The organism is Amycolatopsis sp. NPDC051371 (assembly GCF_040682155.1).
GTDB lineage: Bacteria > Actinomycetota > Actinomycetes > Mycobacteriales > Pseudonocardiaceae > Amycolatopsis.
This window is the reverse complement of the sequence record NZ_JBFBAG010000073.1, coordinates 1-23,971: the sequence shown is the minus strand read 5'-3', so window position 1 is coordinate 23,971 and position 23,971 is coordinate 1. Positions and strand designations below refer to the sequence as shown.

Below are 23,971 nucleotides of genomic sequence, written 5' to 3'. Positions count from 1 at the left end.
GGAACTCGCGCCCGGCGAGGAGGCACGGGGCGCTGTTTTCAAAACTGACCTGTTTGGTTTGACTGAGGAGATCCACGTGCAGCACAGAAACACCCGGCACCCAGGGCCTGACCGTCTCGGCGATCGGCTACGGCTCGATGGGCCTGACCATGGGCTACGGCCCCGGTGACGAGGATGCGGGCATCGCCGCCATCCGCCGCACCCACGAGCTGGGCGTCACCTTCTTCGACACCGCCGAGCTCTACGGCTGGGGCACGGGCAACAACGAGGTTCTGCTCGGCAAGGCGGTGAGCGACTTCCGCGAGGAGGTCGTGCTGGCCACCAAGTTCGGCTTTGCGCAGACCGAGCAGGGCCTGGGCCTCAACAGCCGCCCGGACAACATCCGCACAGTCACCGACAACAGCCTGCGCTACCTGGGCGTCGACCAGATCGACGTCCTCTGTCAGCACCGCGTCGACCCGGACGTGCCGATCGAGGACGTCGCGGGCACCGTCAAGGAACTGATCGACGCGGGCAAGGTGAAGTACTTCGGCCTCAGTGAGGCGGGCCCGCAGACCGTCCGTCGCGCGCACGCCGTCCAGCCGGTGTCGGTCCTGCAGACCGAGTACTCGCTGTTCGAGCGCGATGTCGAGCAGCTCTTACCGGTCCTTCAGGAGCTCGGCATCGGCTTCGTCCCCTATTCGCCCCTCGGCCGCGGCTTCATCACCGGTACCGCGAAGCCCGCGGCAGAGTACGACGCCACCGACTTCCGCAACGCTAACCCGCGCTGGCAGCCCGGCAACTTCGAGAAGAACGTCGAAGCCGTGGACCGACTCGGCCGGCTGGCCACCGCCACGGGCATCACCGTCTCCCAGCTCGCCCTGGCCTGGCTACTCGCCCAAGGCGAGCACATCGTCCCGATCCCGGGCACCCGGAGCGCAGCCCGCGTGGAGGAAAACGCCCATGCGGCGGACGTCGCCCTCACCGAGGGCGATCTCGCCGCGATCCGCGAGATCCTCCCGACCGGCGGATTCGGCGCCCGCTACGCCGAAGAGCATGTCCCCAACTGGGTCTGACCCGACCCGAGCGGGCCTCCGAATCGCTCGGAAGGCCTGCTGGGCGCCCCGTTGCCCGGACCAGTCAGGGGTGCGGGGGTCGGCGCGGCGCCCTGGTCACGGGTGAGTCGTCGCTTCGCGGGCCGCGAAGGCGGCCGGGGTGAGACCGGTGCGGTCGCGGAAGAAGCGGCCGAAATTCGCGGGATCGGTGAAGCCGAGATGGACGGCCACGGCCCGGGCGTCCCACTGGGCGCCTCCCAGCAGGCGCCGGGCTTCGAGCAGCCGCCGCTCGCTGATGAGTTCACGCACCCCGTGGCCGGTCGCGTCCTGGGCGGCGCGGCTGAGGGTGCGGACCGAACAGCCGAGCAGTTCGGCGTAGTCCGCGGCTAGGTGCAGCTCGCGGAAGTGCAGCTCCAGGGCGTCCACGAACCGTCCGTAGGTGTCACCTCGGCTTCCGCCGGCCGTCGGGTCGGGGGCAGCGACGCCGAGGGAATTGGCCAGGCGCAGCAGCAGCGATTCGAGCAGGCTGCGGCGCAGGGCGTGGTGGACATCGAGAGGGCGGCGTCCGAGCGCCCGGTGTTCGTCGAGGAGCTGGAACGCCGTCTGCTGGAGCCAGAGCGTGTCATCGGGGTGCGGGCTCAGCACGGCGGGCGCCTCGTGCGCGGTGAGCGGGGCCAGCAGGCGCGCGGTGGCGGGCGTCAGCACGTCCGGCTCGAACAGGATGAACGGGCCGCGGGCGGTGCCGGGCGGATGCCAGCACTGTGCGTGCCCGGGACGCACCCACAGCCACTGGCCGGGCGCGACGGTCCGCGTGACGTGGTCGACGTCGTGCCGCAACTCTCCCTCGGTGACCAGGATCAGGTAGTGGAAGGTGGCGCGGCCCGGACGAGGTGGATCCCACGGCCAGGCGTCGTGCTGAGCGAAGAAATCCTCGACGGTAATCACCTCAAGGCCGTACGGAGTCCCGACCGGTGGCTGGAAACCGTACAACGGAACCGCGACCGGCTCGTTTGACCTGGAGTGTCGCTTGTCGACCATCACGTGTCCGCAGCCTACCGTCCTCTTGATCGGCTTCGAGGGAAGGATGAGACGTGCAGCCACCACAGCCCGTCACTACCCGAAAAAGGCTCATCACCATGAACGGATCGACCCTGCAGAAGACCGCCGCCGACTGCGCGGAGGAACTTCCCGGAGCCCGGCTGGAGCATCCCGTCGGCCCCGGCTGGGAAGTCTTCAAGGTCAGCGGCAAGGTGTTCATGCTGATGACCGAGGTTCTGGGAAGCCCCGTCGTGATCCTCAAGGCGGACCCCGGCGAGGCCCTCGCCCTGCGGGAACAGAACAGCCACATCACCCCCGGCTACCACATGAATAAGAGGCACTGGATCACGCTGGAGGCAGGGGAAGACGTCGACGAGACGCTGGTCGAGGAACTCGTCACCGACTCCTACCTGCTCGTGGTCTCGCACCTGCCCAAGGCCCAGCAGCCCGTCGACCCGCACACCTACGGCAGCGGCGCGCGGACGGCCCGGTGAGCGCGGGCGGTGACCGGCTCCAAGACGCCGCGCGCGCGGCGTCCCTCGCGCTGCCCGGGACGGACCACGGCTACCCGTTCACCGAGCACCTGGACGTGTACAAGGTGGCGGGCAAGGTGTTCCTGATCGTCACCGACGATCCGGATGACCAGATCATCACGGTCAAGTGCGAACCCGAACACGCCCGCGCGCAAGAACGCGGCTACGCCTCGATCACCCCGGGCCGCTATCTCGACAAACGCCACTGGATCTCGCTGGGGCCGGGACCCGGCATCACCAAACGACTGGTCACCGACGCGGTCGAGAGCTCCTACGACCTGGTCGTCGAGCGGCTGCCGCGACGCGACCGCCCCGGTGCTCCCTGAGCGCTTCCCCGCCGGCTGAGCCCTCGCTCGTCAGTGTTCCGTGCAACGCTGGTCACGCCCGCACACGTCCCCCCTGCGACCCGAGAGTCCGATGGAACCGACCCTGCCGCTCTTCGACGACGAGCCCGCCCGGCCACTCGCCGACCGCCTGCGCCCCACGCAACTGGACGAGGTCGTCGGGCAGGACCACCTCCTGGCCCCGGACGCCCCGCTTGGCCGCATGGTCGCCCAGCAGCGCCTCGGCTCCGCCGTCCTGTGGGGGCCGCCCGGCGTCGGGAAAACGACCATCGCCCGGCTCCTAGCGGACGGCAGCAACCTGGTTTTCGAATCGGTGTCGGCCACCTTCTCCGGCGTGGCCGATCTGCGGAAACGACGCCAGATCGGCTCGTCACCCCCGGACGCCGAGGGACTTGCGCAACTGTTTGTCGAAGATCCGGCGGGGAGCAAAGCGACGCATCGCGCTGAGTTGGCGGGCTGAGCCTGCGGGATAGCGCGCTTTCGGGGTGGAGTCCGTCGCGGCGGCCACGATGGCCTTCGCCACGACGACGGGATCGTCGCCGCTGTTGACCTGTTCGCCCACTGCCTGGTTGGAGCGCTCCCGCTGGCGCTCGTATGCCGCCAGCGCGTTGTCCGGTTTTGCGGTGTTGTCGTCGAAACCGGTTCTGGTGGGACCGGGCTCGACGAGAAGTACCCGGATGTTGTGTTCTCGTACCTCGTGGTCCACGGACTCGGAATAACCCTCGACGGCGTACTTGGTCGCACTGTACGCAGCCATGTATGGCGCCGGCATCAACCCGAAGATCGACGAGATGTTGATGATGCGTCCGCTGCCCTGCTTACGCATGTGCGGCAGGACGGCATTCGTCATCCGGATGACGCCAAACACGTTGATGTCGAAGAGTTTCTGCGTCTGGACGATCGTGTTCTCCTCGCTGGCTCCGGCCAGTCCCATACCGGCGTTGTTGACCAGCACGTCGACCCGCCCGAACTGCGCGATCACCGCCTCAACCGCTGCCGCGACGGACTCGTCACTTGTGACGTCGAGATCGATGAACGTCACCCCCTGGCCGCCGTCCAGTCCCGCGGTATTGCGGCTGGTACCCACTACCTCGAATCCCGCGTCGATCAGGCCGCGGGCGGCGTACTTGCCAAGGCCGGAGTTTGCGCCGGTGACGAGTGCGACCGGTCGTGAAGTTGTCATTCGAATTTGTTTCCTAACCTCGTAGGTGTGGTGTGCGTCAGTTCGGGAGGAGGCCGTGTCTGTCGACTCCGGCACCCAGCCGCGCCCGCGAACACCCCGGCCCGACGCGGGCCCTGGCTGTTACTGCTGCACCGGGGGCTCAGCCCAGGTAGAAGTCCTTTCTGGCGGCCACGAACTCCTCGATCGACTGAGGGCTGATGCCCGTTACGCGTTCGACGTCAGCGGCGGTGCGGTCGTAACGGTTGTCGCGGTGGAGCTGGGCCATGGTGGCGAGATGCTGTTCGACGTGCGGCGGTATCCCGAGCTTGGGGAGCTGGGCGGTCCACGCCTCCCGAGGCAAGTCCACGTAGGACACCGGACGCCCCAGACCGCGAGAGAACTCGTCGGCCAGTTCCGGCATGCCGACTGAGCGCGGACCAGTCAGCTCGTACACCTGCCCGATGTGCGGAGCAGGGTCACTCAGCACGGTCGCGATGACCCGTGCGACGTCCTCGACGGCAATCGGCGAAGTACGCCCGGAGCCGAACGGCAGCGCGATCGTGCCGCTCTCCCGAATCGACTGTGCCGGCATCGTGGTGAACAGTGGACTGTCCAGGAAGGCAGTCGGCCGGATATGCACCACCGGCAGCTCCGACCAGTCGAAGACCTGCTCCGCCAACCAGTGCAGCCGCTGCTGGTGCGACTCCTCGGTGCTGGTGGCGGTCATCTGTGACACTGTCATCTGTGACAGGTCGACCAAGGCCGCCAGCTTCCCGTACTCCTTCGCAACCGAGGCGACGACCGTCGCGGCCAGCAGATGGTCCGGCGATGCCTGCATTCCGAAGTACATCCTGGGCACCCCCTGCAGCGCGGCCGCCACCGTCTCGGGCTTGGTCAGGTCACCGATGACCACTTCGGCGCCGAGCGCTCGCAACTCAGCCGCACGCTCGTCTTCGCGACGGACCATGAACCGCGCAGGCACCTGCTGCGTCCGCAGCTGCTCGAAGATCGTGCGGCCCACACCGCCGGCTCCGGGGATGAGTACTAGGTTGTCGGAAACCATCGGAAGATCCTCTTTCACATAGAGATCTTAGGGCTTCAAGATCATCCTGCGGCGTTTTTTGGGCTTACCTCGGCGATCCGTTGGAGGGCCGCGTCGGTGTCGGCGGTGGCCAGCATCCTGTTGATGTCGGCGCCGGCCAGTGCGCCGGCCGCTGCGGAGGCGCCGACCTGGGCGACCAGATCGGTGGCGTTGCCGGCCACCCACACGCCCGGCACCTCGGTGGTGCCGGCCGTGCCGGAGGCGAATCCGCGGCCTTTGTTCGGCGGGTCCTGCATCGGCAGGCGCAGGCCTTCCAGGCCCTGGGTGCGGGCCTGCATCGGCGCGGCGATCGCGAGGACGCGGTGGGCCACGACCTGGCCGTCGGCCAGGCGCACCCCGGCGAGGGCGCCGTCCTCGTCGTTGACGACCTCGGTGACCGGGGTGTCGATGACGCGGATGCCGCGGGCGGCGAAGCGGGCGCGGTTGTCCTGGTCCAGGTCGGTGTCGTGGGTGAAGTAGGTCAGGTCCTCGGTCAGCTGACGGAACAGAAACGCGTGGCCGATGGAGGCCGGACCGGTGGCGAGGATGCCGATGGGCTCATCGCGCACCTCCCAGCCGTGGCAGTACGGGCAGTGCACCACACTGTGCCCCCAGTGCTCGGCGAGCCCGGGCACCTCCGGCAGTACATCCGTGAGGCCGGTGGCCACCAGGATGCGGCGAGCGGTGATGCTGCGGCCATCGGCCAGGGTGACGGTGAACCGCAGGTCCCCGTCCGCCGACGGGGCGGCAGACTCGGCCGCGACCACCTCGCCGTGGACGACGCGTCCGCCGTACTGGCGGACCTGTTCCCGGCCCCGTCGAAGGATCTCGGACGGCGGGATGCCGTCCAAGACGATGAAGCTGTGCACGGCCTCCGCGGGTGCGTTGCGCGGGGAGCCGCTGTCGATCACGACGACCGAGCGGCGGGAGCGGGCGAGGATCAGTGCACCGTTCAGCCCCGCGGCGCCCCCGCCGATCACCACCGCATCGACGATGCCCTCGGCCAGTGCGTCGCTCGCGTACGGAGGAGTCGCCACAGCGATGGCCTCCTGCCTTTCCTCATCAATCATGGTTCGGTCAACCCTTCGAGTTCTGGGGTGGTTGGAGGGGGTCCTGTCCTGTCCGGCGAGCTCAGGGTGGTTGTGTACCGAACTGTCAGAAATCTACCGAGTTCTGTACTGAGTTGTCAATTACGGCAGGTCGGCGCTACCTTCTGGGTATGGCAAGACCACGAAGCTTCGACCGCGACCACGTCCTCCATGCCGCCGAGCGGCAGTTCCGCACCTCGGGCTACAACGGCACGAGCGTCGACGACCTGAGCGCCGCCACCGGCCTGGGTCGCGGCAGCCTCTATGCCGCGTTCGACGGCAAGCACGGCGTGCTGCTGCAGGCGATGACCGGGTACTTCGCCCGGCTGGGGCAGTTTGCGCCCAAGGCGCTCGCCGGACCGGACGAGGGCGCCCTGGAACGACTGCGCAGGTACTTGCTCCGCGCCGTCCACGGGGTGCCACTCGCCGACGACGTACCCCCCGCCCCCGACCGGGCGGCAGCGGCCTGCTTCGCCGCCAAAATGGCCCTGGAGATCGGCGCCTCCGACCCCGAGGTGGAACGCACCGCCAAAGCCTGCTTCTCCGCGATCGCGACGGCGGTGGCCGAGTGTGTGCGAGCGGCGCAACGCAACGGCGACATCGACCCCGACGCGGATCCCGACGACCTTGCCTACCTTCTGCTGACCATCATCCGCGGCATCGATGTCGTGGGCGCGGCCGGCCACAGTCCCGCCCGCCTGACCTCGATTGCGGAGAGCGCTTTCGCATTGTTGCCTCGTCCGCGCCACCGCTGAGAAGAGCACGGCCGGCCTCGTTGCACAGGCATCTGATGCGGTCGGCCCACTTCGAGGCCGCGGAGGACGACCCGTAGGTTCACGCGCCGCCGGGCGGCCGTCTGGGCGATTGGCGAAGACCTGCGCCCGCATCCGGTCGAGTTGCTCCACCGCATGCGCGGTGTCGCCCGACTTGAACTGCACGGTCAGTCGCCAAACGCCTCGCCGCCAGCAGACGGTGGTACTTCGGCCCCCGCTCCGCCGACTCGGACCGCGTTTGCAGGTGCTCCGCCTCGGTGCCCTCGTAGAGCTGGGTGCCTTCCCCACGGATGCGGGCAGTAGTACGGACTCCCGCCGGGCGTCGACGAGTCGGCGACTGGCCCGATCGTCGCCATCCTGCACGAGCGACCAGCACGGGCAGGATGTAGCCGTCTCCGCGGGGATGGCGGCGGCCCGCCTTTGATCGTTGGTGTCCGCTCATCTCCCAGTGATGGCTTAAGGCGGCAACCGTTGGCCGGCTGTGCACCGGTCCGACGCCGCCCGCCTCGTCCGGCTGATCGCTGAGGAGCCGCCGACCGCGTGCGGCTGTCGGCGAAGCACCGGCGGAACAGATCGCCGACGAGACCCCGTTCATCGGAGATTTCGATCGGCAAGCAGGCCCTGCGCGGCACGCACTTCGGTGACCGGTGCGTGCCGCACGGGCCGTCGGCTTCGGACGGATCAGCGTGTCGCCGTGCGGTTGTCGATGGCGACGAGGCCGGCCGCGGTGTTCGAGACCGGTACGTGGTAGGCCGAGTGCACCTCGGTCACGTTGTCGCCGAGTGCGCCGCGCATGACCAGCCACATCACCAGTTCGGCGCCCTCGGATCCCGCCTCCTGGATGAGGTCGGTGTTCGACAACTTCGCCAGCCGCCGGGGGTTGTCCACGATGTCGGTGAGGAACATCCTGTCGAACTCGCTGTTGATGTGTCCGGCCCTTCTGCCCTGCAGCTGGTGTGACATCCCTCCGGTACCGACGACCCCGACCCGGGTGCCGCCCGGGAAACTCGCGATGGCCCGGCCGATCGCCGCGCCGAGGTCGAGGCAGCGCTGCGCGGACGGTGTGGGCTGCTGCACCACGTTGACCTCGAGGGGGACGATCTTGACCGGCCACTCCGGTGGCGCGCCGAACAGCACCGTCAGTGGCACGGTCAGCCCGTGGTCGACGTCGAGCTTCTGGGCGACGGCCAGATCGAAGCCTTCGGGGATCACCGACTCGATCAGGTGCCACGACAGGTCGGCGTCGCCCTGGGCGACCGGCACGTTGCGGGCGCCGTAGCCCTCGTCCGCCGGCGCGTATGCCTCGGCCGCGCCGATCGCGAAGGTCGGGAGCAGCTCGAGCGAAAAGGACGACGCGTGGTCGTTGTAGATCACGATGACCGTGTCGAGTTCGAGCGATCGCACCCACTCGCGGACGGGCGCGAACTTTTCGAAGACCGCTGCCGCGGGACCTGTCCCGTCGCCTTCCATCGCGACGCCCAGTGCGGGGATGTGTGAGACCCCGAAGCCGGCGATGACCTCAGCCATGAGGGTTCCTTCCACCGTTGCGCATCATTTCGACGAACTCCTCGGTGCTCATGCCCGCCATCGTCGCGACGATGTCCGGCACCTTGAGACCGTCGACCATGCCTATCTTGTAGATGAAGAAGATGTTCCCGCCGAGCTCGATCATGCGGTGGAAGTCCCGGTTGCGGACGGCCTCCTTCTGCTCGGCGGACAGCCCGAACCGCTCCATGAACGCCTCGGGGTCCGCGACGAACGCGTCGCGCTCGGCCTTCTTGTTCAGGGTGATCGCGAGATTGTTCAACGGCAGGCCCTCCCGCGAGCGCCGTCCGTCGAAGACGATCGTCCCGGGGATTTCCGTGGTGTCCGCCGGCAGTCCCGTAGGGTCGTCTGCCATCGACCGGGCTCCTTTCCTTCACCCGCTGGGGTACGGGTCGGCTTGCGATCAGGACTTGTCGAGTCGTGCCACGAGCCGCGGGAACAGGGCGCGGGCGTTGTCCTCGTAGATCGCCTTCCGGTCCGCGTCCGAGAGGAAGCCGATCTTGTCGATGACCGGTTTGATGTCATCGAAGTGGTGGCCGGTGTCCGGGTTCATCGCCGAGCCGCTGCCCGGGCGCTCGGTGCCGAACAGCACCCGCTCCGGCCCGACGACCCGGAGCAGCAGTTCCAGCGATGGCGGGCTGTGCAGCACGCTGTCGAACCAGAACCGCTTCAGCGAGGTCTCGAACCGTTCGGACTCCGGGCTGCCGCCCAGCAGCGGGAGCAGCCGCTCGGCCTGCCAGCGTCCGATCTGGTAGGGCACCGAACCCCCGCCGTGCGAGACCATGATCCGCAGGTCCGGGTAGCGTTCGAAAACGTCGCTGCGCAGCAGGGACAGGATCGCGATGGACTCCTCGGTGATGAAGTGCTCGCTGTAGGACTCCCGGCCCGAGTAGCAGCCCGCGGAGTGGATCTGCATCGGCACGTCGAGCTCGATGAGCTTCTCGTAGAGCGGGTACCAGTACGGCTCGTTGAGCGTCGGCGCCTGGCCGGTGCCTTCGTACGGGTCGGGGTTGACGATGACACCCACGAAGCCGAGGTCGTTGACCGCGCGCTCCAGCTCGCGGAACCCTCGCTCGACGGGTTCGCCCGGCAGGATCGGCACCCCGGCGACACCCGCGAACCGGGTCGGATGCAGCTGCACCGTGCGGGCGATGGTGTCGTTCCAGGCCGCGATCCACGGTTCGACGAGCGACGCCGGCGTCATCGAGTGACCTTGCTGGTACGGCCGCGGTGACAGCAACTGCACGTCCGTGCCGACCTCGTCGAGCGCGGCGACGTTGGCCTGCGCGCAGGCGGCCAGGGCTTCGTCGGCGATCTTCGGCTTGCCGAAGTGGTAGCCGCCGTTGGCGATCAGGTTGGCCCGGTAGGCGTAGAGGCCGTCCGGGGCGACGAGGTGGGCGTGGGAGTCGATGATCACTTCGCGAGCCTCTCGATGTTGGCGACGATTTCGCACTGCAGGGCCTGCACGGTCAGTTCCTGGACCAGCGTGTGCCGCGCCGGCCGGCCGGCCGGGTCGGGGAACGCCTTGACCCAGTGCTCGTCGATCAGGGATTTCAGGGAGCGGTCGCGCACGAAGAACGTGCACTTGACGATGTCACCGAGGTCGCCGCCCGCGGCCTCCACGATTCGCCGGATGTTGTCGAAAACGAGGGCGGCCTGTCGCTCGGGCTCCTCCGGGATGGAGCCGTCCGCGGGGTCCATCCCGTTGATCCCGCTGGAGAGCAGCAGTGACCCGACGAGGCTGGCCTGCGGGATCGGGGCGCCGCCGTGGTGCAGGCCCTCGACGTCGATCGAGTTGCGCCACCTCATGGTCGGTCCTTCCGGGTCTGCAGGGCGTGATAGCCGTTGGCCTGCCGGGCCTCGCGCAGTGACGCACCGGCCTCGACCGCCTTGCGGATGGCCTCCTCGGCCTCGCGGATGCCGGTGGCGACGTCGATCACCTCGTGTACCCGGGCAGCCGGCACGCAGACGACGCCGTCCCCGTCGCCGACGAGGTAGTCGGCCGCCTCGATGCACACACCGCCGAGGGTGACCGGCACGTCGTAGCTCTCGACCCGGACTCGGTCCTTGCCCGTGCGCATCCAGCGCGACCGGGCGTAGAGGGGGTAGTCCAGCTCGACGGCGCGGTCGGAGTCGCGGCAGACCCCGTCGATGACCGTGCCGGAGATGCCCCGGCGAGCGGCGGTCGCCGTCAGCAGGTCTCCCCATACCGTCGTGTCGAGCCGCCCGGCGTTGTCGATCACCACGACGGTGCCCGGGGCGAGGTCGTCGATGTAGTCGCCGACGGTGCCGCCGGTGCCGGTGATTGGGACGTACCGGACCGTGAACGCCCGCCCGGCCAGGCGCGAGGTTCGCTGCAGCGGCAGCAGCCCGGCGATCTGCCCGTTGATGCCGAGCTTGTCCAGTGCGTCGCTGACGTGGCTGGTGTCCAGCAGCGCCAGTTCCCGCACCGCGGGGTCCGTGGCGGACCCGGGAAGCGTCTCACTCATGTTCATCAGCCCTTCAACAGGTTTTCGTAGTCGGCGCCCATCACGTCGACCATCGGCACGCCCTCGCGCACGCTGGCGACCATGGCGCGCTCCTTGGCCGCCACGGCCTCGGCCTTGGCGAGCACGGCCTCGATCTCGGCGGCGGGGACCACGACCACCCCGCTCCCGTCGGCGAGCACGTAGTCGCCCGGGTGCACCGGCACACCCGCCAGCTCGACCTTGACGTTCCAGGCCCGCTCGACCACCCGCGCCCTGGCCGTGCGCGGGACCCCGGTCCGTGCGAACACCGGGAGCTCGAGATCGGTCGCCTCGTCGACGTCACGGACCGCGCCGTCGACGATCACTCCCTCGATTCCGGCCTGCCGGGCGCCCGCACTCAGCACGCCGCCCCAGCCGGCCACGGTGGTCCTGCCGTGGTGAGCGACGACGAGCACATCTCCGGGGCCCGAGGCGTCGACCGCGGCGGTTCCGAGGTGCCGCGGGCTCTCGACCTGTCCCGCGTCGACGAGATCGATCGTCACCGCCCGACCGGCCAGGCGGTGCCGTCCGGTGACCGAATGCAGGCCGAGCACGGCGCCGTGGAGACCCAGTGCGTCGAGGGCATCGGACACCGCGCAGGTGTCGAGCACCCCCAGACGTCGGAGCGTGTCTTCGCCGGCCGGCTGGTGTTGGTTCACGGACTGCTCCTTCGTATCGCTTCGGAAGTGGCCATGGGGCTGCCGGACGCGGACCTCACCGGCGGAGCTCGGGATACTGGTCATCGCGGTATTCGGTCACGGCGATCTCGCCGTTGGCTGCGTGTTCTTCCCGGCGGCGCAGTTCGACCCGGCGGATCTTGCCGGAGATGGTCTTGGGCAGTTCGGCGAACTCGAGGCGCCGGACGCGCTGGTACGGCGCCAGGTTTTCGCGGGCGTGCCGGAGGATCTCGAACGCCGTCTTCTCGTTCGGCTCGTACCCGGCGGCCAGGGCGACGTAGGCCTTCGGCACCGCGAGGCGCACCTCGTCCGGGGCGGGGACGACCGCGGCCTCGGCCACCGCCGGGTGCTCGATCAGCACGCTCTCGAGTTCGAACGGGGAGATCTTGTAGTCGCTGGCCTTGAACACGTCGTCGGTGCGGCCGATGTAGAAGATGTAGCCGTCGGCGTCCCGGGAGGCGACGTCACCGGTGTGGTAGTAGCCGCCGGCCATCGCCTCGGCGTTGCGCTCCGGGTCGCCCGAGTATCCGGTCATCAGGCTCATCGGCCGGCGGGCGAGGTCCACGCAGATCTCGCCCTCGTCGGCGGGGCGCCCGGTGAGCGGGTCGACCAGCACGATCGGCACCCCGGGCAGCGGCAGTCCCATGGAGCCGGGTTTGACCGGCATACCGGGCACGTTGCCGATGGCCAAGGGGAGCTCGGTCTGCCCGAACCCGTCGCGGATGGTGAGCCCCCACACCTTCTCGATCTGGTCCATCACCTCGGGGTTGAGCGGCTCGCCTGCCGACATCAACTGGCGCAACGCGCCGGGGCCGCCGGAGAGGTCGGCTTTGATCAGCATCCGCCACACCGTCGGCGGGGCGCATAAGGTGTTCACCCCGGCCCGGCGGATCCGGTCGAGCAGTGCGGCCGGGTCGAAGCGGGAGTAGTTGTAGACGAAAATCGTGGCCTCGGCGATCCAGGGGGCGAAGAAACACGACCACGCGTGTTTGGCCCACCCGGGGCTGGAGATGTTCAGGTGCACGTCCCCCGGCTTGGCCCCGACCCAGAACGACGTCGCGAGGTGCCCGACGGGATAGGACACCTGGGTGTGTTCGACCAGCTTGGGCCGGCTGGTGGTGCCGGAGGTGAAGTACAGCAGCTGGGGGTCCGACGGCGCCGTCCCCGGATGCTCGGCCGGCGGTACGACCAGCGCGTAGGCGTCCCGGTAGGCCACCCATTCCCCCGAAACCTCGGCTGTCTCGCCGACGGCGAAGCGGGCGTAGTCGCCGGGCACGGAGTCGAACTTGCCGGTGTCGGCCGCGTTGACCAGCACGTGTTTCGCGCCGCCCCGGCTGACGCGGTCCGTCAGCTCGGCCGGGCCCAGCGCAGTGGTCGTCGGGAGGACGACCGCGCCGAGCTTCATCACCGCGAGCATGGCCTCCCACAGCTCGACCTGGTTGTTCAGCATCACCAGCACCCGGTCGCCGCGGCGCACACCGTGGCGGGCCAGGTGCGCGGCCACCTGGTCCGAGCGGCACGCCATCTCGTCGAAGGAGTAGCGGGCCTGCGACCCGTCCTCCTCCACGATCCACAGCGCCGTCCGGTCGACGCCTCGCGCCACGGCGTCGAACCAGTCGATCGACCAGTTGAACCGATCACCGAGATCCGGCCAGGCGAACTCCGCCACGGCTCGTGCGTAGTCGGTGGACAGGTTCTGCAGCAGATCGCGAGCAGCGCGATATTTCTGTGTGGTGTCGTCGTTCATGACGCGTCTTTCGCCTTTCGTCGGCCCCGGCGGAAGTGGCCGATCGCCCGCCGGATCGGTGCGCGGGTCACAGCTCGAGTACCAGTCGCGGGCAGGTGGCTGCGGCTCGCGAGACGCACACCATCAGCGATTCGCCTTTTTCTCGTTCGGCCGCGCTGAGGACGGCGTCGCGATGATCGACGTCTCCGGTGAGCACGCGGGTCTCACAGGACCCGCATGTTCCTTCCTCGCAGGAGGAATCGACGTAGACGTCGTTGTCGAGCAGGACATCGAGGATCGACTCCTGTGGCGAGACCGCGAGGACTCGACCGGACGAAGCCAGCTCGATGTCGAAAGCCCTGTTCTCGGACGGATTCGCCGCCTCGACGGGGGCGAAGCGCTCGACGTGGAGCTGTTCGGGACACGCGGCTGTGCGGTGGGCGAGCGCGTCGAGAAGCGGACCGGGACCGCAGGCGTAGATGTCGGTGCCGGACGGGAGCCGCGCGAGCAGCCCGTCGAGATCGATGAGGCCACAGACGTCCTGCGGGTGATACGTGACCTTTCCCGGGTAGGTCTGGCCGAGTTCGTCGGCGAACGCCATGGACTGCTTGCTTCGGCCGCCGTAGGTCAGCTGCCAGTCGACTCCGTCGCGGGTGGCCTGCGCCATCATGGGCAGGAGCGGGGTGATGCCGATCCCTCCGGCGACGAAGTGGTAGCCGGCCGCCGGCCGCAGGGGGAAATGGTTGCGCGGGCCGCGCGCGAGAATCCGTCCGCCCTCTCGGATTTCTTCGTGGATGTAACGAGACCCGCCGCGACCGTTCTCCTCCCGGAGCACCGCGATCCGCCACGTCATGCGATCAGCCGGGTCCCCGCACAGCGAGTACTGGCGTGTCACGCCCCCCGGGATGAGGAAGTCGGCGTGCGCGCCGGGCTCCCATTCCGGAAGCGGTCCTTCGTCGGCCGCGCGTAGCTCGAGCACGACGATGTCAGCCGTCACCTCACGGCGATCGTGCACCGTGAGAGCGAACTGGGTGTCAGCTGCGAGGTGGCTCATCGCAGTGCCTCACTTGTCCTCGATGTCTTCGTCCGCAAGCCTTCTGCGTCGCCTAGCCGGTCACATGTATCGCTGCCACGGGACACGCCAGGGCCGCCGCGGTGCCCGCGGCCTCGATCGCGCCGCCCGCGACGGATTCCTTGATCAAGACCTCGACGGCGCCCTCGTCGTGGAGCACGAAGACGTCCGGTGCGATTCCTTCGCACAGTCCGTGGCCCTCACAACGGGACGTATCGACGACGATCCTGGACATGGGTGCCTTTCCGGTCGGTTCGGAATGGGAGGGGATCGAACTCCGGGAATTACCGCGCGAACGCGTCACACCCGGACAGTCACGGGCAACGTGGCGATGCCGCGGAGGATGTTGTGGACGTTCCAGACCGGCTCGCCGGTCAGCTCGAAGCGCGTGACCTTGTCGGCGAGTGCGGTGAACAGCGCGGTGGCTTCCAGCTTCGCGAGTCCCTGCCCGACGCAGCTGTGGATGCCGGAGCCGAAGCCGACGTGGCCCGCGGTGTCGCGGTGGATGTCGAAACGGCCGGGGTTCTCCCAGCGTCGCTCGTCGCGGTTCGCGGAGGCGTAGCTGACGAAGACCCAGTCGCCGGCGGCCAAGGTGACGCCGTCGGCGTCGAAGTCATGGGTGAGATGCCGGCCGAAGCCCCGGATCGGTGCTTCGAGCCGGACTGCCTCGTTGACCACGTTCGCGATCAGCGTGCGGTCGCTTCGCAGCGCATCCCATTGGTCAGGATGGAGGGCGAACTGCCAGATCGCGGTGGACAGGGCGCTGATGGTGGTGTCGATCGAGGGGCCGAGGTAGTCGAGGAGCAGCGGGGGCAGCATCTTCTCGTCGATCTCGCCCGCGCGGGCCTCGAGCAGCATCTGGTGTCCCCAGCTGCCGGAAGCCAGCTTCTGCTCGCCGGCGACACCGGTGATGTATCCGAGGAACTCCTGCAGGTCCGGCAGGGAGGACTGGGTCCGCTCGTTCATCGGGCCCTCGGCCTGGAACGCTGCTGACGCCCACTTCAGCAGGTGCTCACGGCCGTCCTCGGGGACGCCGAGCAGATCGGGCACGACGGAGAGCGGGAATGCCGAGGAGAAGTCCGCGACCGCGTCGAAGGAGCCCTTCTCGATGAGCTCGTCGACCAGCAGGTGAGCCCGCCGCAGGAAGTCCTCGCTGTGTCCGCGCAGCGCCCGGGGGGTCAGCCGGGAACCGAGAATCCGCCGCAGGTGGTCGTGCTCGGGCGGGTCGGTGCACAGGACGCTGCCGCCCTTGGTGGCCTGGTTCATCACGTCGTTGAGGCCGACGCCGGAGGCGGAGGAGAAACGCTCGTGGTCGCGCAGCGCCGCGAAGACTTCGGCGTAGCGGGGGAGGAGCCAGCAGTCGTAGCGGGACATCCACAACGCGGAACCGGCATCGCGCAGCTCGCGGTACGTCGGATGCGGGTCGGCGATCACTTCGTCGGCAAAGAGATCGATATCGGTGCTGGGCAAGGTCTGCGTCATCGTTGACTCACTCCTCGGGTTGTCGGCTGCGGTTCGATCGGCCGGCTAGGCCGGGGTGGTGCTGGTGAAGATCCGGGCTTCGCGGGCCCCGCCGGTGCGCAGGGCCTCGCCCGCTTCGGTGATCCCGGCCAGCGGGTCGTCGCCGGGCCGGATCTCCCGTCCGCCGCCCGCGAGCAGCAGCCGCACGATCCTGGTCAGTTCGGCATCGGGCTCCGCCGGGCCGTCCGCGGCGCGCCATGCGACGTGCCGATCCGGGCGTACCAGCAGACATCCGCCTGGCCGGGTACCGGACACCGCGGGCCACTCGCCACCTGGGTCGGTGACGTCGCCGCCCAAGCCGATCGTCACGACTGTCACGGGGCAGCCCGTGGCGGCCGCGGCCTGGTCCGCGGCGTCGTTCCACGACGTTTCCGCGGCCACCGGCGCGAACACGGTGAAGCCGGTCGGGGCGACGAGATCGACGGTCGACACGGTCTCACCGCGGCGCTCGAGCCGGCAGTTCGGGATGTGGTGGCCGGGCCGGGCACTGGGTTCGAAGAGGGTGGCCGTGTGGTGGTGGGGCGGCGGTGCGGTTCCGTCCGGAACCACCGCGCCGAACTCGTAGGCGAACCCGGCCTCGATGTTGAGCTGGCTGTAGTCCTCGGCGTTCGCCGCGACGGCCTGCGCACTGGCGGCTCGGCGACGCTCCCCTTCGGGGGTGTCGCTCGCCCAGACGGCGATCTCGCGCCACCCCTCGTCCTCGCCGATGCCCGCACGCAGACCGAGCGACGCAGCGACCGGACCGTGGCGGCCGGCGTTGCGAAGCGAGTGCTCGATGTTGCGGGCGGCGATGGGCTTTCGCTCTGCTTCGTAGGTGTCGAGCAGCGAGTCGTCGGCGTAGCCGTCCAAAACCGCGGCGAGCTTCCACGCGAGGTTGCCGACGTCGCCGATGGCCGTGTTGAGCCCCAGCCCGCCGGTTGGCGGGTGCCGGTGCGCGGCGTCGCCGACCAGCAGGACAGAGCTCACGCGGAAGCGCTCGGCGACGACACCCTCGAACTGCCAGTGGCTGATGGCGTGCAGATCGATGTCGAGATCCGGCACACCGAGAGTGCGACGCACCCGTCCGATCAGCGAGGCTTCGTCCTCCCCGGCCGGGTCGCCGACGCGAAACGCCATCGTCATCGACCACTCCCGGCACCGGGCGCCCCACGGCCCGGGGCCGAGCCCGAGCAGTGCCCCCGAGAAGCTGCCTTGTCCCTCCGGGTTGACGAAGTAGGTGATCAGCGCTTCCTCGTCGGCGTGAGCCGCGAGGTCCGCCGAGAAGTAGACGTTGACCAGATCGAGCAGCGCGCGCGGCCCGAGCAGTTCGACGCCGAGCAGGTCGGCGCACGTCCGGCCGCCGTCGGCGGCGACGACGTACCTGGCCCGCACCTGGTAGGTCTCCTCGCGCTGCGTGTCGCGGATCGTGGCCGTCACTCCCGATCCGTCGTGCTCGAGCGCGATCAGTTCGCTGTGGCCGCGCACCCGGCCGGGCCACGATCGGTCGGCGTGCTCCCACAGGATCCGATCGAGCCGGATCTGGGGCAGGTTCGCGAACGGACGCGGGCTGGCCAGCCGGTAGTTGCCGAGATCGGTTCCGCCGCCCCACGCCTGAACGTGCCCGATCTTGAGCCCGTGCTGGGGTGTCGGCCCGGCGAGGGAGGTGTACCAGGCGACGCGATGCCACTGGTCCTCCGGCGGGGACTGCGCGTAGATCTCCTCGGCCACGCCGACGTCGTGGAAGGTCTCCATGGTGCGCACGTTGAGCAGATGGGCACGCGGGTAGTGGTTGGTGAAACCACGCCGCTCGATGAGCAGGCCGTCTATCCCTCGCCGAGCGAGCTCGAGGGCCATGGTCAGTCCGGCAGGCCCGCCGCCGACGACGAGGACCGGTACCTGCAGCGGCTCACGAGTGCCGCCGTCGCTGTCCAGCATGGGTGCCGCCTCCTTGCGGTTCAGACCCAGAATATTATCCAATCCTGCGTCTGTGGCAAGCCCTAAAGCTGAGTCCGTTCCGGCGGCGCGTGGCGCCAGGTGGAGAGGTCGATCGAGTTGCTCAGCTGAATAAGGCCAGCTCAGAGGCCGTTTACGAGTGATCAACTTGCCCGACGTAAGCCTTTACCTTTGCCTCGTGGTCCGCCTGAAAGCGAGAAGGCCCGACGGATCCGTCTAGCAATCCAGCCAAGATGGTTATACGATCCTGACTCGTGGCGGCGCGGGAGTCCCGGGTCTTACCGCCGCAACCCCACGAGCAGGACGGAGTGGTCCATGCGCACGACAGCAGCTGTCCTCGCCAGCCGAGCGGAACGGTTCACGGTCGAGGAGGTCGAGATCGACGAACCTCGGGCGGGCGAGGTACTCGTCCGCCTGGTCGCCTCGGGCGTCTGCCACACCGATGCCGTCGCGCAGCAGGGTGACCTGCCGTTCCCGGTTCCCGGAGTGCTCGGCCACGAGGGCGTCGGACGGATCGAAGCGCTGGGCGACGGCGTCACCGGTCATGCGGTCGGCGACACCGTCCTGCTCGGGTGGCCGTGGTGTGGACAGTGCCGCAACTGCCTCGCCGGGCAACCCCGTTATTGCCTGCAGCTAGCGCCGCTGCTCATCGGGGGCGGACGGGCCGACGGTTCGACGTCGCTGCGCAGGCTCGATGGCACCCCGCTGCACAGCCACTTCTTCGGCCAATCCTCGTTCGCCCAGCACGCGATCGTCGGCCCGAGCAGCCTGGTCCCGTTCTCGACCACCGCACCGACGGAAGCCGTCGGCGTGCTGGCATGCGGGATCGCGACCGGAGCGGGAGCCGTGCTCAACACCTTGAGCCTCGGTCCGGGCGACAGCCTCGTCGTCTTCGGCGCCGGCGCGGTCGGTCTCGCCGCCGTGATGGCGGCCCGGCTGACCCCGGCGACCACGATCGTCGTCGTCGAACCGAACGCGGCTCGCCGCGCGCTGGCGTCGAAGCACGGGGCGACGGAGGTCCTCGACCCGGCCGGCGTGGACGTCGTTCCGGCGATCCACGAGATCTGCGGGGGTACCGCGGACGCGGCCCTGGACTGCACGGGCATCCCGGCCGTCATCAGGCAGGCGATCGACAGCGTCGGAATGCTCGGTACGGCCGTGCTGATCGGGGCCGCGCCGGCGGGCGCGGAATTCAGCGCCGACCATCTGAGCACCCTCTGGGGTAAGCGCATCGTGGGCACGCTCGGCGGGGAAAGCCAGAGCCCGCGACTGGTGCCCGCGCTCCTGGCACTGCACGACCAGGGCCGCTTCCCGTTCACCGACCTGATCCAGTACTTCCCCCTCGCCGAAATCAACGAGGCGTTAGAGGCGTCCAGGGCGGGCGACGTCGTCAAGCCGGTGCTCCAGCTCTCCGAACCTGCTCACGACACGAAAGGCCGACGCTGATGTCGCTGCTGGAACTCGCTGCCTGGCAAGGACTGATCCATTCCGATGGATGGGTCGAAGGGAGCGCGGGGCAGGCCCCCGTCGTCGAACCCGCGACCGGAGCCGAACTGGCCCGGGTGGGCGTCGCCGCGCCTTCCGACGTGAGCAGGGCAGCCCGCCTTGCCGCGAACGCCCAGCGGGACTGGGCGGCGCAGCCCTACGTCGCGCGGGCCGCGGTCCTGCGACGGGCGGGACAGCTGTTCATCGAACACGCCCAGGAGATCGCGGCCTGGCTCGTGCGCGAGTCCGGTGCGGTCCGGCCGTTCGCCGAGTTCCAGACCCAGGTCGCCGCTGAGGAGTGCTTCGCGGCCGCGGCGCTGGCGGCGGAACCTTACGGGCAGCTGCTCCGCACGGCGTTGCCGCGGTTGTCGATGGCCCGTCGCGTGCCGGTCGGGGTCGCCGGGGTGATCGCGCCCTTCAACGCGCCCATCGTTCTCGCCATCCGCGCGATCGCCCCAGCGCTGGCCCTCGGCAACGCGGTGGTCTGCAAGCCCGATCCGCGGACGGCCGTCAGCGGGGGAGTCGTCTTCGCCCGCGTGTTCGAGGAGGCCGGGTTGCCCGCCGGGGTGCTGCACGTCCTGCCCGGTGACGCCGCCGTGGGCGCGGCCGTCGTCGAGGCGCCGGAGATCCGGGTGATCGCCTTCACGGGATCCACCGGCGCTGGTCGTGCCGTCGCCGGGCTCGCCGCCAAGCACCTGAAGCGGGTCCATCTCGAGCTGGGCGGGAACTCCGCCTTGATCGTGCTCGACGACGTCGACCTCGAGACCGCCGTTTCCGCCGGAGCGTTCGGCTCCTTCAACCACGCCGGGCAGATCTGCATGGCCACCAGCCGGCATCTCGTCCACCACGCCGTAGCCGATGACTACGTCCGCGCCCTCGCCGCGCACGCGGAGAAGCTTCCCGTCGGTGACCCGACGGGCCCCGTGGCCCTCGGACCGATCATCGACGCGGGTCAGCGGGACCGAGTGCACGCCCTCGTCACCGGCAGCGTCGAGGCGGGCGCCGAACTGGTGACCGGCGGGACCTACGACGGCCTCTTCTACCAGCCGACCGTCCTCGCCGCGGTCACCCCGGACGTACCCGCGTTCTCCTCGGAGATCTTCGGCCCGGTCGCCCCGGTCACCGTCTTCCACGACCTCGACGAGGCCGTCCGGCTCGCGACGGCGACCCCCTACGGGCTGTCCCTCGGGATCCTGACCCGCGACGTCATGGCCGGCTTGGCGCTGGCCGAGCGCGTCCCGACCGGCCTGGTCCACATCAACGACCAGACGGTCAACGACGAGCCCAACGCACCGTTCGGCGGGCTCGGCGACTCCGGCACCGGCTCTCGGCACGGAGGCGCGGCTGCCAACCTCGAAGCGTTCACCGAGACCCAATGGGTCACGGTCCGGGGAGATCTCCCGCAGTACCCGTTCTGAGCTCGGCCGGGCGGGCATGCGCGCCCAGCATTGACACCGAAGAAAGTGAGGACTGCACCATGCCGGATTCCGGCTTCCAGCCCAGCGGGGTCTCTTCGGCCACGGTCCACGAGGCCTCGGGCCGGCGCGGTGCGCTCCCATCGCGCATCAAGCCGATCTCCGAGGGGATGTACGTCAACGCTCCCGCGTTCACGGTCCGGCTCGCGCCCGGTGACAACCTGGGCCTGCACCGCGCGATCCTCGCGGCGGAGCCGGGCCAGGTGCTGATCGCCGACACCGGGGGACATCTGGAGTACGGCTACTGGGGAGAGATCCTCAACGAGGCGGCGATGGCCCGCGATCTGGCAGGTCTCGTCATCGACGGGGGCGTCCGCGACGTCGGACGCCTCCGCGCGGCCGGGCTGCCGGTGTTCGCCGCCGGGATCTGCATCCGGGGCACGGTGAAGGACGCCACTTCGGCGATCTCCCTGTCGACGACGATCCGGATCGGAGAGGTCGCGATCCGGCCTGGAGACGTCGTCGTCGGTGACACGGACGGAGTCGTTGTGATCCCGGCCGCCGAAGCGGACGACGTGCTGCGCGCGTCCACCGACCGCGATGCCCGCGAGGAAGCCATCATCGGCCGCGTCCGTGCCGGGGAGCCGACCCTGCGGATCTACGGCCTCGAGACGTGACGGGCGGGGCCGGGTATTTCGACGTGGACCGGGCAACCGGTGCACGCCAAGTATCATGGCGTCCTCCGTGGTCAGCCGGCCCGAGGGGCGCACCGATGGGAGGTCGAGTGGCAGGGGTGGAAACGTCAGCGAAGATCGACGGAGCAGCGCGAGGCGCTGCGGGTACCGCCCTTCGAAAGCTCCGCGCCCTCGTGGTGAAGGGCGAACTCAAGCCGGGTGACCAGATTCGCCAGGACGAGATGGCCGCGAGGCTGGGTGTGAGTCGGGTTCCCCTGCGCGAGGCACTCCGCGTCTTGTCGACCGAGGGCCTGCTGACCCACCGGCTCCACCAGGGCTACTTCGTCGCCGATCTGAGCACGGAGGAGTTCCGCCAGATCGTGGCTCTGCTCGAGTTCCTGGAGACCGAGCTCATCCGCACGGCGCGCTGGCCCACGAACGAGGAGATCGCGCAGCTGCGCGAGATCAACGCGAGGCTCTCGACGACGGCATTGTTGTCCGATCCCGCCGCGTCGAACGAGGCGAACCGGCTCTTCCACTTCGCGGTGTTCCAGCTGTCACCGCTCAAGGTGTTCGTCGCCGAGGCGGAACGGTACTGGGCACTGGCCGAGCCGCTGCGCCTCCTGCACGTGGTCACGACCGCCGAGGAAGAGATCAGCGACCAGCACGAGCAGCTCATCGACGCGCTGGCCGCACAGGATCGTGCCTTGTGCATCCGGGTGCTGAACGAGCATCGCCGTGCCACGCTCGCAGCCGCCCTGAACGCGGTGAGCAGACGTGATGAGCAGGTCGCGGAGCAGCGTTCCGCCGGCTGACAGGACTGTGACAGCGCGGACCTGCGGTTCGATATCGACCTTGCCGGTGACCGACGGGGCGAGCTCACCCGCCGCCTCGTCCACGTCGCGTACTGACCGGCTCACACAAACGGAAAGTTGGCACGTCACCGGCACGTGTGGTGTGGGTTGCCAACCAAATATCAGAGGAGCACCACATGACGAACAACAGCACCGCCGACGCGATCGGCGTAGTCGAGGCGTACATGCAAGCAATGCAGATCAAGGACACTGACACGATCTTGCGGCTCTACGCCGACGAGGCCGAGATCATCCCCGAGAACCGGCCCAGCCTGCGCGGCCGCGACGCCGTTGAGTCCTTCTACGCCAGCACCTTCGCCGCCATCGGGATGGAGGTCAACGTGGAGGTGGTCTCGACCGAGGTCTACGACGAGATCGCGATCGTCCGATCCGAGCAGCCCGTCACGGTGATTGCCGTGGCCGACGGCACTCGCACCCAGGCCTACTTCCGCGAGCTGTTCGTGCTGCGTCGCACCCCGGACGGGTGGCGCATCCACAAGTACATGTTCTCCCAGAACCCGGCGCAGGCCTAGAAGCCGGCGGTCACCGACCACGGTCGCGAAAGGCGCACAAGCCCGAGGATCTGGGCCGACTGTGGCTTGAGCGCGCCGAGGCCGGGGACACCGACGGCGTGCTCGCGCTGTACGAGCCCATCGGGGCCCTTGTAGTTTCCAGGGTTCGGCCAGCAGCTGCGCCAGCGCCCCGACCTCGTCGCGCAGCTCGGCGAGAGCCGCATCGACGAACCCTGCGACCCGCCAATTATCTCGGCAGCCCTCCGTCATACGGCGACATCGCGGGTGCCGTCGTACGACTCGGCCACGAGCCAGTACGCGACTTAGCGACTGGCGACACGCAGCCCGGAGCCTACGGTCCGCGGCGCGACGATGTCCGCAACAGGCAACGACGAGGTCCCGTTCGGGAAAGACACCCCGTCCACTGCGAGGTTCACTGGCGCGTACGTTCCGACGAAGGGATTGCGCGATGCCCGAAGAAGCGGTCAACGAGTTCTGGAAGAACCTCAAGCCGATCGAGAACTCGTTCCGGCCGGATGCCCACCCCTGCTCACCATTTCGACGCTGATGGTGACCGGCGCTTTCGAGCAGCTCGCCTCCCACATCCGCATCGGGCTCGGCAACGGTCTCACGAAGGACGAAATCATCGAGGCGATCACGCACCTCGCCTTCTACGCCGGCTGGCCCAAGGCCATGTCGGCGATCCAGGTCGCGCGCGAGGCGTTCGCCGCAGCAGAAAAGACAGAGTAGGGAGCACACTCCAATGAGCACGCAGAAGCAGCCCAAGACCCCCACCGCGAAGGGGCCCGCCGAGTGGTTCACCGGCGACGTGTACTTCAACACCTACTACGCGGGTGAAGCACCGTCGCGGACACGACTCAATCTTGTCCGGTTCACCCCGGGTCGGAATTTGTCAAGGTGAGTGAGACCAGTGGGTGTTAGGCGGCTTCGGGTTCGGTCTCCTGGCTGGCGTCGTCGGCTGGGCGGTTGATCCAGAC

At 69.0% G+C, this 23,971-nt stretch carries 26 protein-coding genes; 11 read left to right on the top strand and 15 right to left on the bottom strand.

Annotated elements, in window-relative coordinates; genetic code table 11:
- Positions 1–62 precede the first annotated feature (62 nt).
- A complete protein-coding gene (locus AB0M59_RS49665) occupies positions 63–1,055 on the top strand; it encodes an aldo/keto reductase (RefSeq protein ID WP_364630186.1) in 993 nt (330 codons plus the stop codon).
- 96 nt (positions 1,056–1,151) lie between these two features.
- Here the strand turns inward: AB0M59_RS49665 and AB0M59_RS49660 are convergent, their stop codons facing one another.
- On the bottom strand, positions 1,152–1,979 hold the full coding sequence (locus AB0M59_RS49660; protein ID WP_364630106.1) for an AraC family transcriptional regulator: 828 nt from the start codon (positions 1,977–1,979) through the stop codon (positions 1,152–1,154).
- A gap of 191 nt (positions 1,980–2,170) precedes the next feature.
- Here AB0M59_RS49660 and AB0M59_RS49655 point away from each other — a divergent pair, with 191 nt between their 5' ends.
- The 3 genes from AB0M59_RS49655 (at position 2,171) to AB0M59_RS49645 (ending at position 3,409) form a co-directional block, all read left to right on the top strand.
- Complete coding sequence (locus AB0M59_RS49655; protein WP_364630103.1) at positions 2,171–2,566, top strand: MmcQ/YjbR family DNA-binding protein; 396 nt, start codon at positions 2,171–2,173, stop codon at positions 2,564–2,566.
- Positions 2,563–2,931 carry an MmcQ/YjbR family DNA-binding protein gene (locus AB0M59_RS49650; RefSeq protein ID WP_364630100.1) on the top strand — a complete coding sequence of 123 codons (369 nt, stop codon included), beginning with the start codon at positions 2,563–2,565 and terminating at the stop codon, positions 2,929–2,931. Before AB0M59_RS49655 ends, AB0M59_RS49650 begins: the two co-directional genes overlap by 4 nt.
- 91 nt (positions 2,932–3,022) lie before the next feature.
- On the top strand, positions 3,023–3,409 hold the full coding sequence (locus tag AB0M59_RS49645) for an AAA family ATPase (protein WP_364630097.1): 387 nt from the start codon (positions 3,023–3,025) through the stop codon (positions 3,407–3,409).
- On the opposite strand, the gene AB0M59_RS49640 is transcribed toward AB0M59_RS49645, so the two are convergent.
- The 3 genes from AB0M59_RS49640 to AB0M59_RS49630 all read right to left on the bottom strand — a co-directional run bounded on the left by AB0M59_RS49640 (position 3,320) and on the right by AB0M59_RS49630 (position 6,229).
- A complete protein-coding gene (locus AB0M59_RS49640) occupies positions 3,320–4,132 on the bottom strand; it encodes an oxidoreductase (RefSeq protein ID WP_364630095.1) in 813 nt (270 codons plus the stop codon). The two genes, AB0M59_RS49645 and AB0M59_RS49640, sit on opposite strands and share 90 nt — an antisense overlap.
- A gap of 139 nt (positions 4,133–4,271) precedes the next feature.
- Entirely contained in the window at positions 4,272–5,174 is a 903-nt protein-coding gene (locus AB0M59_RS49635) for an NmrA family NAD(P)-binding protein (protein ID WP_364630092.1), read from the bottom strand.
- Positions 5,175–5,215: 41 nt separating this feature from the next.
- Positions 5,216–6,229 carry an NAD(P)/FAD-dependent oxidoreductase gene (locus AB0M59_RS49630; protein ID WP_364630089.1) on the bottom strand — a complete coding sequence of 338 codons (1,014 nt, stop codon included), beginning with the start codon at positions 6,227–6,229 and terminating at the stop codon, positions 5,216–5,218.
- A gap of 182 nt (positions 6,230–6,411) precedes the next feature.
- Between AB0M59_RS49630 and AB0M59_RS49625 the strand changes: the two genes are divergently transcribed.
- Complete coding sequence (locus AB0M59_RS49625) at positions 6,412–7,035, top strand: TetR/AcrR family transcriptional regulator (RefSeq protein WP_364630086.1); 624 nt, start codon at positions 6,412–6,414, stop codon at positions 7,033–7,035.
- A gap of 699 nt (positions 7,036–7,734) precedes the next feature.
- Here the strand turns inward: AB0M59_RS49625 and AB0M59_RS49620 are convergent.
- The 11 genes from AB0M59_RS49620 to AB0M59_RS49570 form a co-directional block, all read right to left on the bottom strand.
- Entirely contained in the window at positions 7,735–8,580 is an 846-nt protein-coding gene (locus AB0M59_RS49620; protein ID WP_364630083.1) for a class III extradiol dioxygenase subunit beta, read from the bottom strand.
- On the bottom strand, positions 8,573–8,953 hold the full coding sequence (locus AB0M59_RS49615; protein WP_364630080.1) for a protocatechuate 3,4-dioxygenase: 381 nt from the start codon (positions 8,951–8,953) through the stop codon (positions 8,573–8,575). The genes AB0M59_RS49620 and AB0M59_RS49615 overlap by 8 nt, the downstream gene beginning before the upstream one ends.
- 48 nt (positions 8,954–9,001) lie before the next feature.
- Positions 9,002–10,015 carry an amidohydrolase family protein gene (locus AB0M59_RS49610; RefSeq protein ID WP_364630077.1) on the bottom strand — a complete coding sequence of 338 codons (1,014 nt, stop codon included), beginning with the start codon at positions 10,013–10,015 and terminating at the stop codon, positions 9,002–9,004.
- Positions 10,012–10,407, bottom strand: a complete 396-nt coding sequence (locus tag AB0M59_RS49605) for a RidA family protein (RefSeq protein ID WP_360274011.1) — start codon at positions 10,405–10,407, stop codon at positions 10,012–10,014. Before AB0M59_RS49605 ends, AB0M59_RS49610 begins: the two co-directional genes overlap by 4 nt.
- Positions 10,404–11,087: an RraA family protein gene (locus tag AB0M59_RS49600; RefSeq protein WP_364630074.1), complete on the bottom strand. Its 684-nt coding sequence runs from the start codon at positions 11,085–11,087 to the stop codon at positions 10,404–10,406. The genes AB0M59_RS49605 and AB0M59_RS49600 overlap by 4 nt, the downstream gene beginning before the upstream one ends.
- Positions 11,088–11,092: 5 nt before the next feature.
- A complete protein-coding gene (locus tag AB0M59_RS49595) occupies positions 11,093–11,764 on the bottom strand; it encodes an RraA family protein (RefSeq protein WP_364630071.1) in 672 nt (223 codons plus the stop codon).
- A gap of 55 nt (positions 11,765–11,819) precedes the next feature.
- Positions 11,820–13,529: an AMP-binding protein gene (locus AB0M59_RS49590; protein ID WP_364630068.1), complete on the bottom strand. Its 1,710-nt coding sequence runs from the start codon at positions 13,527–13,529 to the stop codon at positions 11,820–11,822.
- Between the two features lie 67 nt (positions 13,530–13,596).
- A complete protein-coding gene (locus AB0M59_RS49585; protein WP_364630065.1) occupies positions 13,597–14,361 on the bottom strand; it encodes a PDR/VanB family oxidoreductase in 765 nt (254 codons plus the stop codon).
- A gap of 253 nt (positions 14,362–14,614) precedes the next feature.
- On the bottom strand, positions 14,615–14,815 hold the full coding sequence (locus tag AB0M59_RS49580; protein ID WP_364630062.1) for a ferredoxin: 201 nt from the start codon (positions 14,813–14,815) through the stop codon (positions 14,615–14,617).
- 65 nt (positions 14,816–14,880) lie between these two features.
- Entirely contained in the window at positions 14,881–16,062 is a 1,182-nt protein-coding gene (locus tag AB0M59_RS49575; RefSeq protein WP_364630059.1) for a cytochrome P450, read from the bottom strand.
- Between the two features lie 45 nt (positions 16,063–16,107).
- Positions 16,108–18,015 carry an FAD-dependent monooxygenase gene (locus AB0M59_RS49570; RefSeq protein ID WP_364630056.1) on the bottom strand — a complete coding sequence of 636 codons (1,908 nt, stop codon included), beginning with the start codon at positions 18,013–18,015 and terminating at the stop codon, positions 16,108–16,110.
- Between the two features lie 333 nt (positions 18,016–18,348).
- Between AB0M59_RS49570 and AB0M59_RS49565 the strand changes: the two genes are divergently transcribed.
- The 6 genes from AB0M59_RS49565 (at position 18,349) to AB0M59_RS49540 (ending at position 23,723) form a co-directional block, all read left to right on the top strand.
- Entirely contained in the window at positions 18,349–19,479 is a 1,131-nt protein-coding gene (locus tag AB0M59_RS49565) for an NAD(P)-dependent alcohol dehydrogenase (RefSeq protein WP_364630053.1), read from the top strand.
- On the top strand, positions 19,479–20,936 hold the full coding sequence (locus AB0M59_RS49560) for an aldehyde dehydrogenase family protein (protein WP_364630050.1): 1,458 nt from the start codon (positions 19,479–19,481) through the stop codon (positions 20,934–20,936). The genes AB0M59_RS49565 and AB0M59_RS49560 overlap by 1 nt, the downstream gene beginning before the upstream one ends.
- Before the next feature lie 59 nt (positions 20,937–20,995).
- Positions 20,996–21,610, top strand: a complete 615-nt coding sequence (locus AB0M59_RS49555; protein WP_364630047.1) for a hypothetical protein — start codon at positions 20,996–20,998, stop codon at positions 21,608–21,610.
- 95 nt (positions 21,611–21,705) lie between these two features.
- Entirely contained in the window at positions 21,706–22,422 is a 717-nt protein-coding gene (locus AB0M59_RS49550) for a GntR family transcriptional regulator (RefSeq protein ID WP_364630183.1), read from the top strand.
- 176 nt (positions 22,423–22,598) lie between these two features.
- Positions 22,599–22,994, top strand: coding sequence for a nuclear transport factor 2 family protein (locus AB0M59_RS49545; protein ID WP_364630044.1), 396 nt, complete (start codon positions 22,599–22,601; stop codon positions 22,992–22,994).
- A 351-nt stretch (positions 22,995–23,345) separates the two neighbouring features.
- Positions 23,346–23,723, top strand: coding sequence for a carboxymuconolactone decarboxylase family protein (locus tag AB0M59_RS49540; protein WP_364630041.1), 378 nt, complete (start codon positions 23,346–23,348; stop codon positions 23,721–23,723).
- The last annotated feature ends 248 nt before the right edge of the window (positions 23,724–23,971 follow it).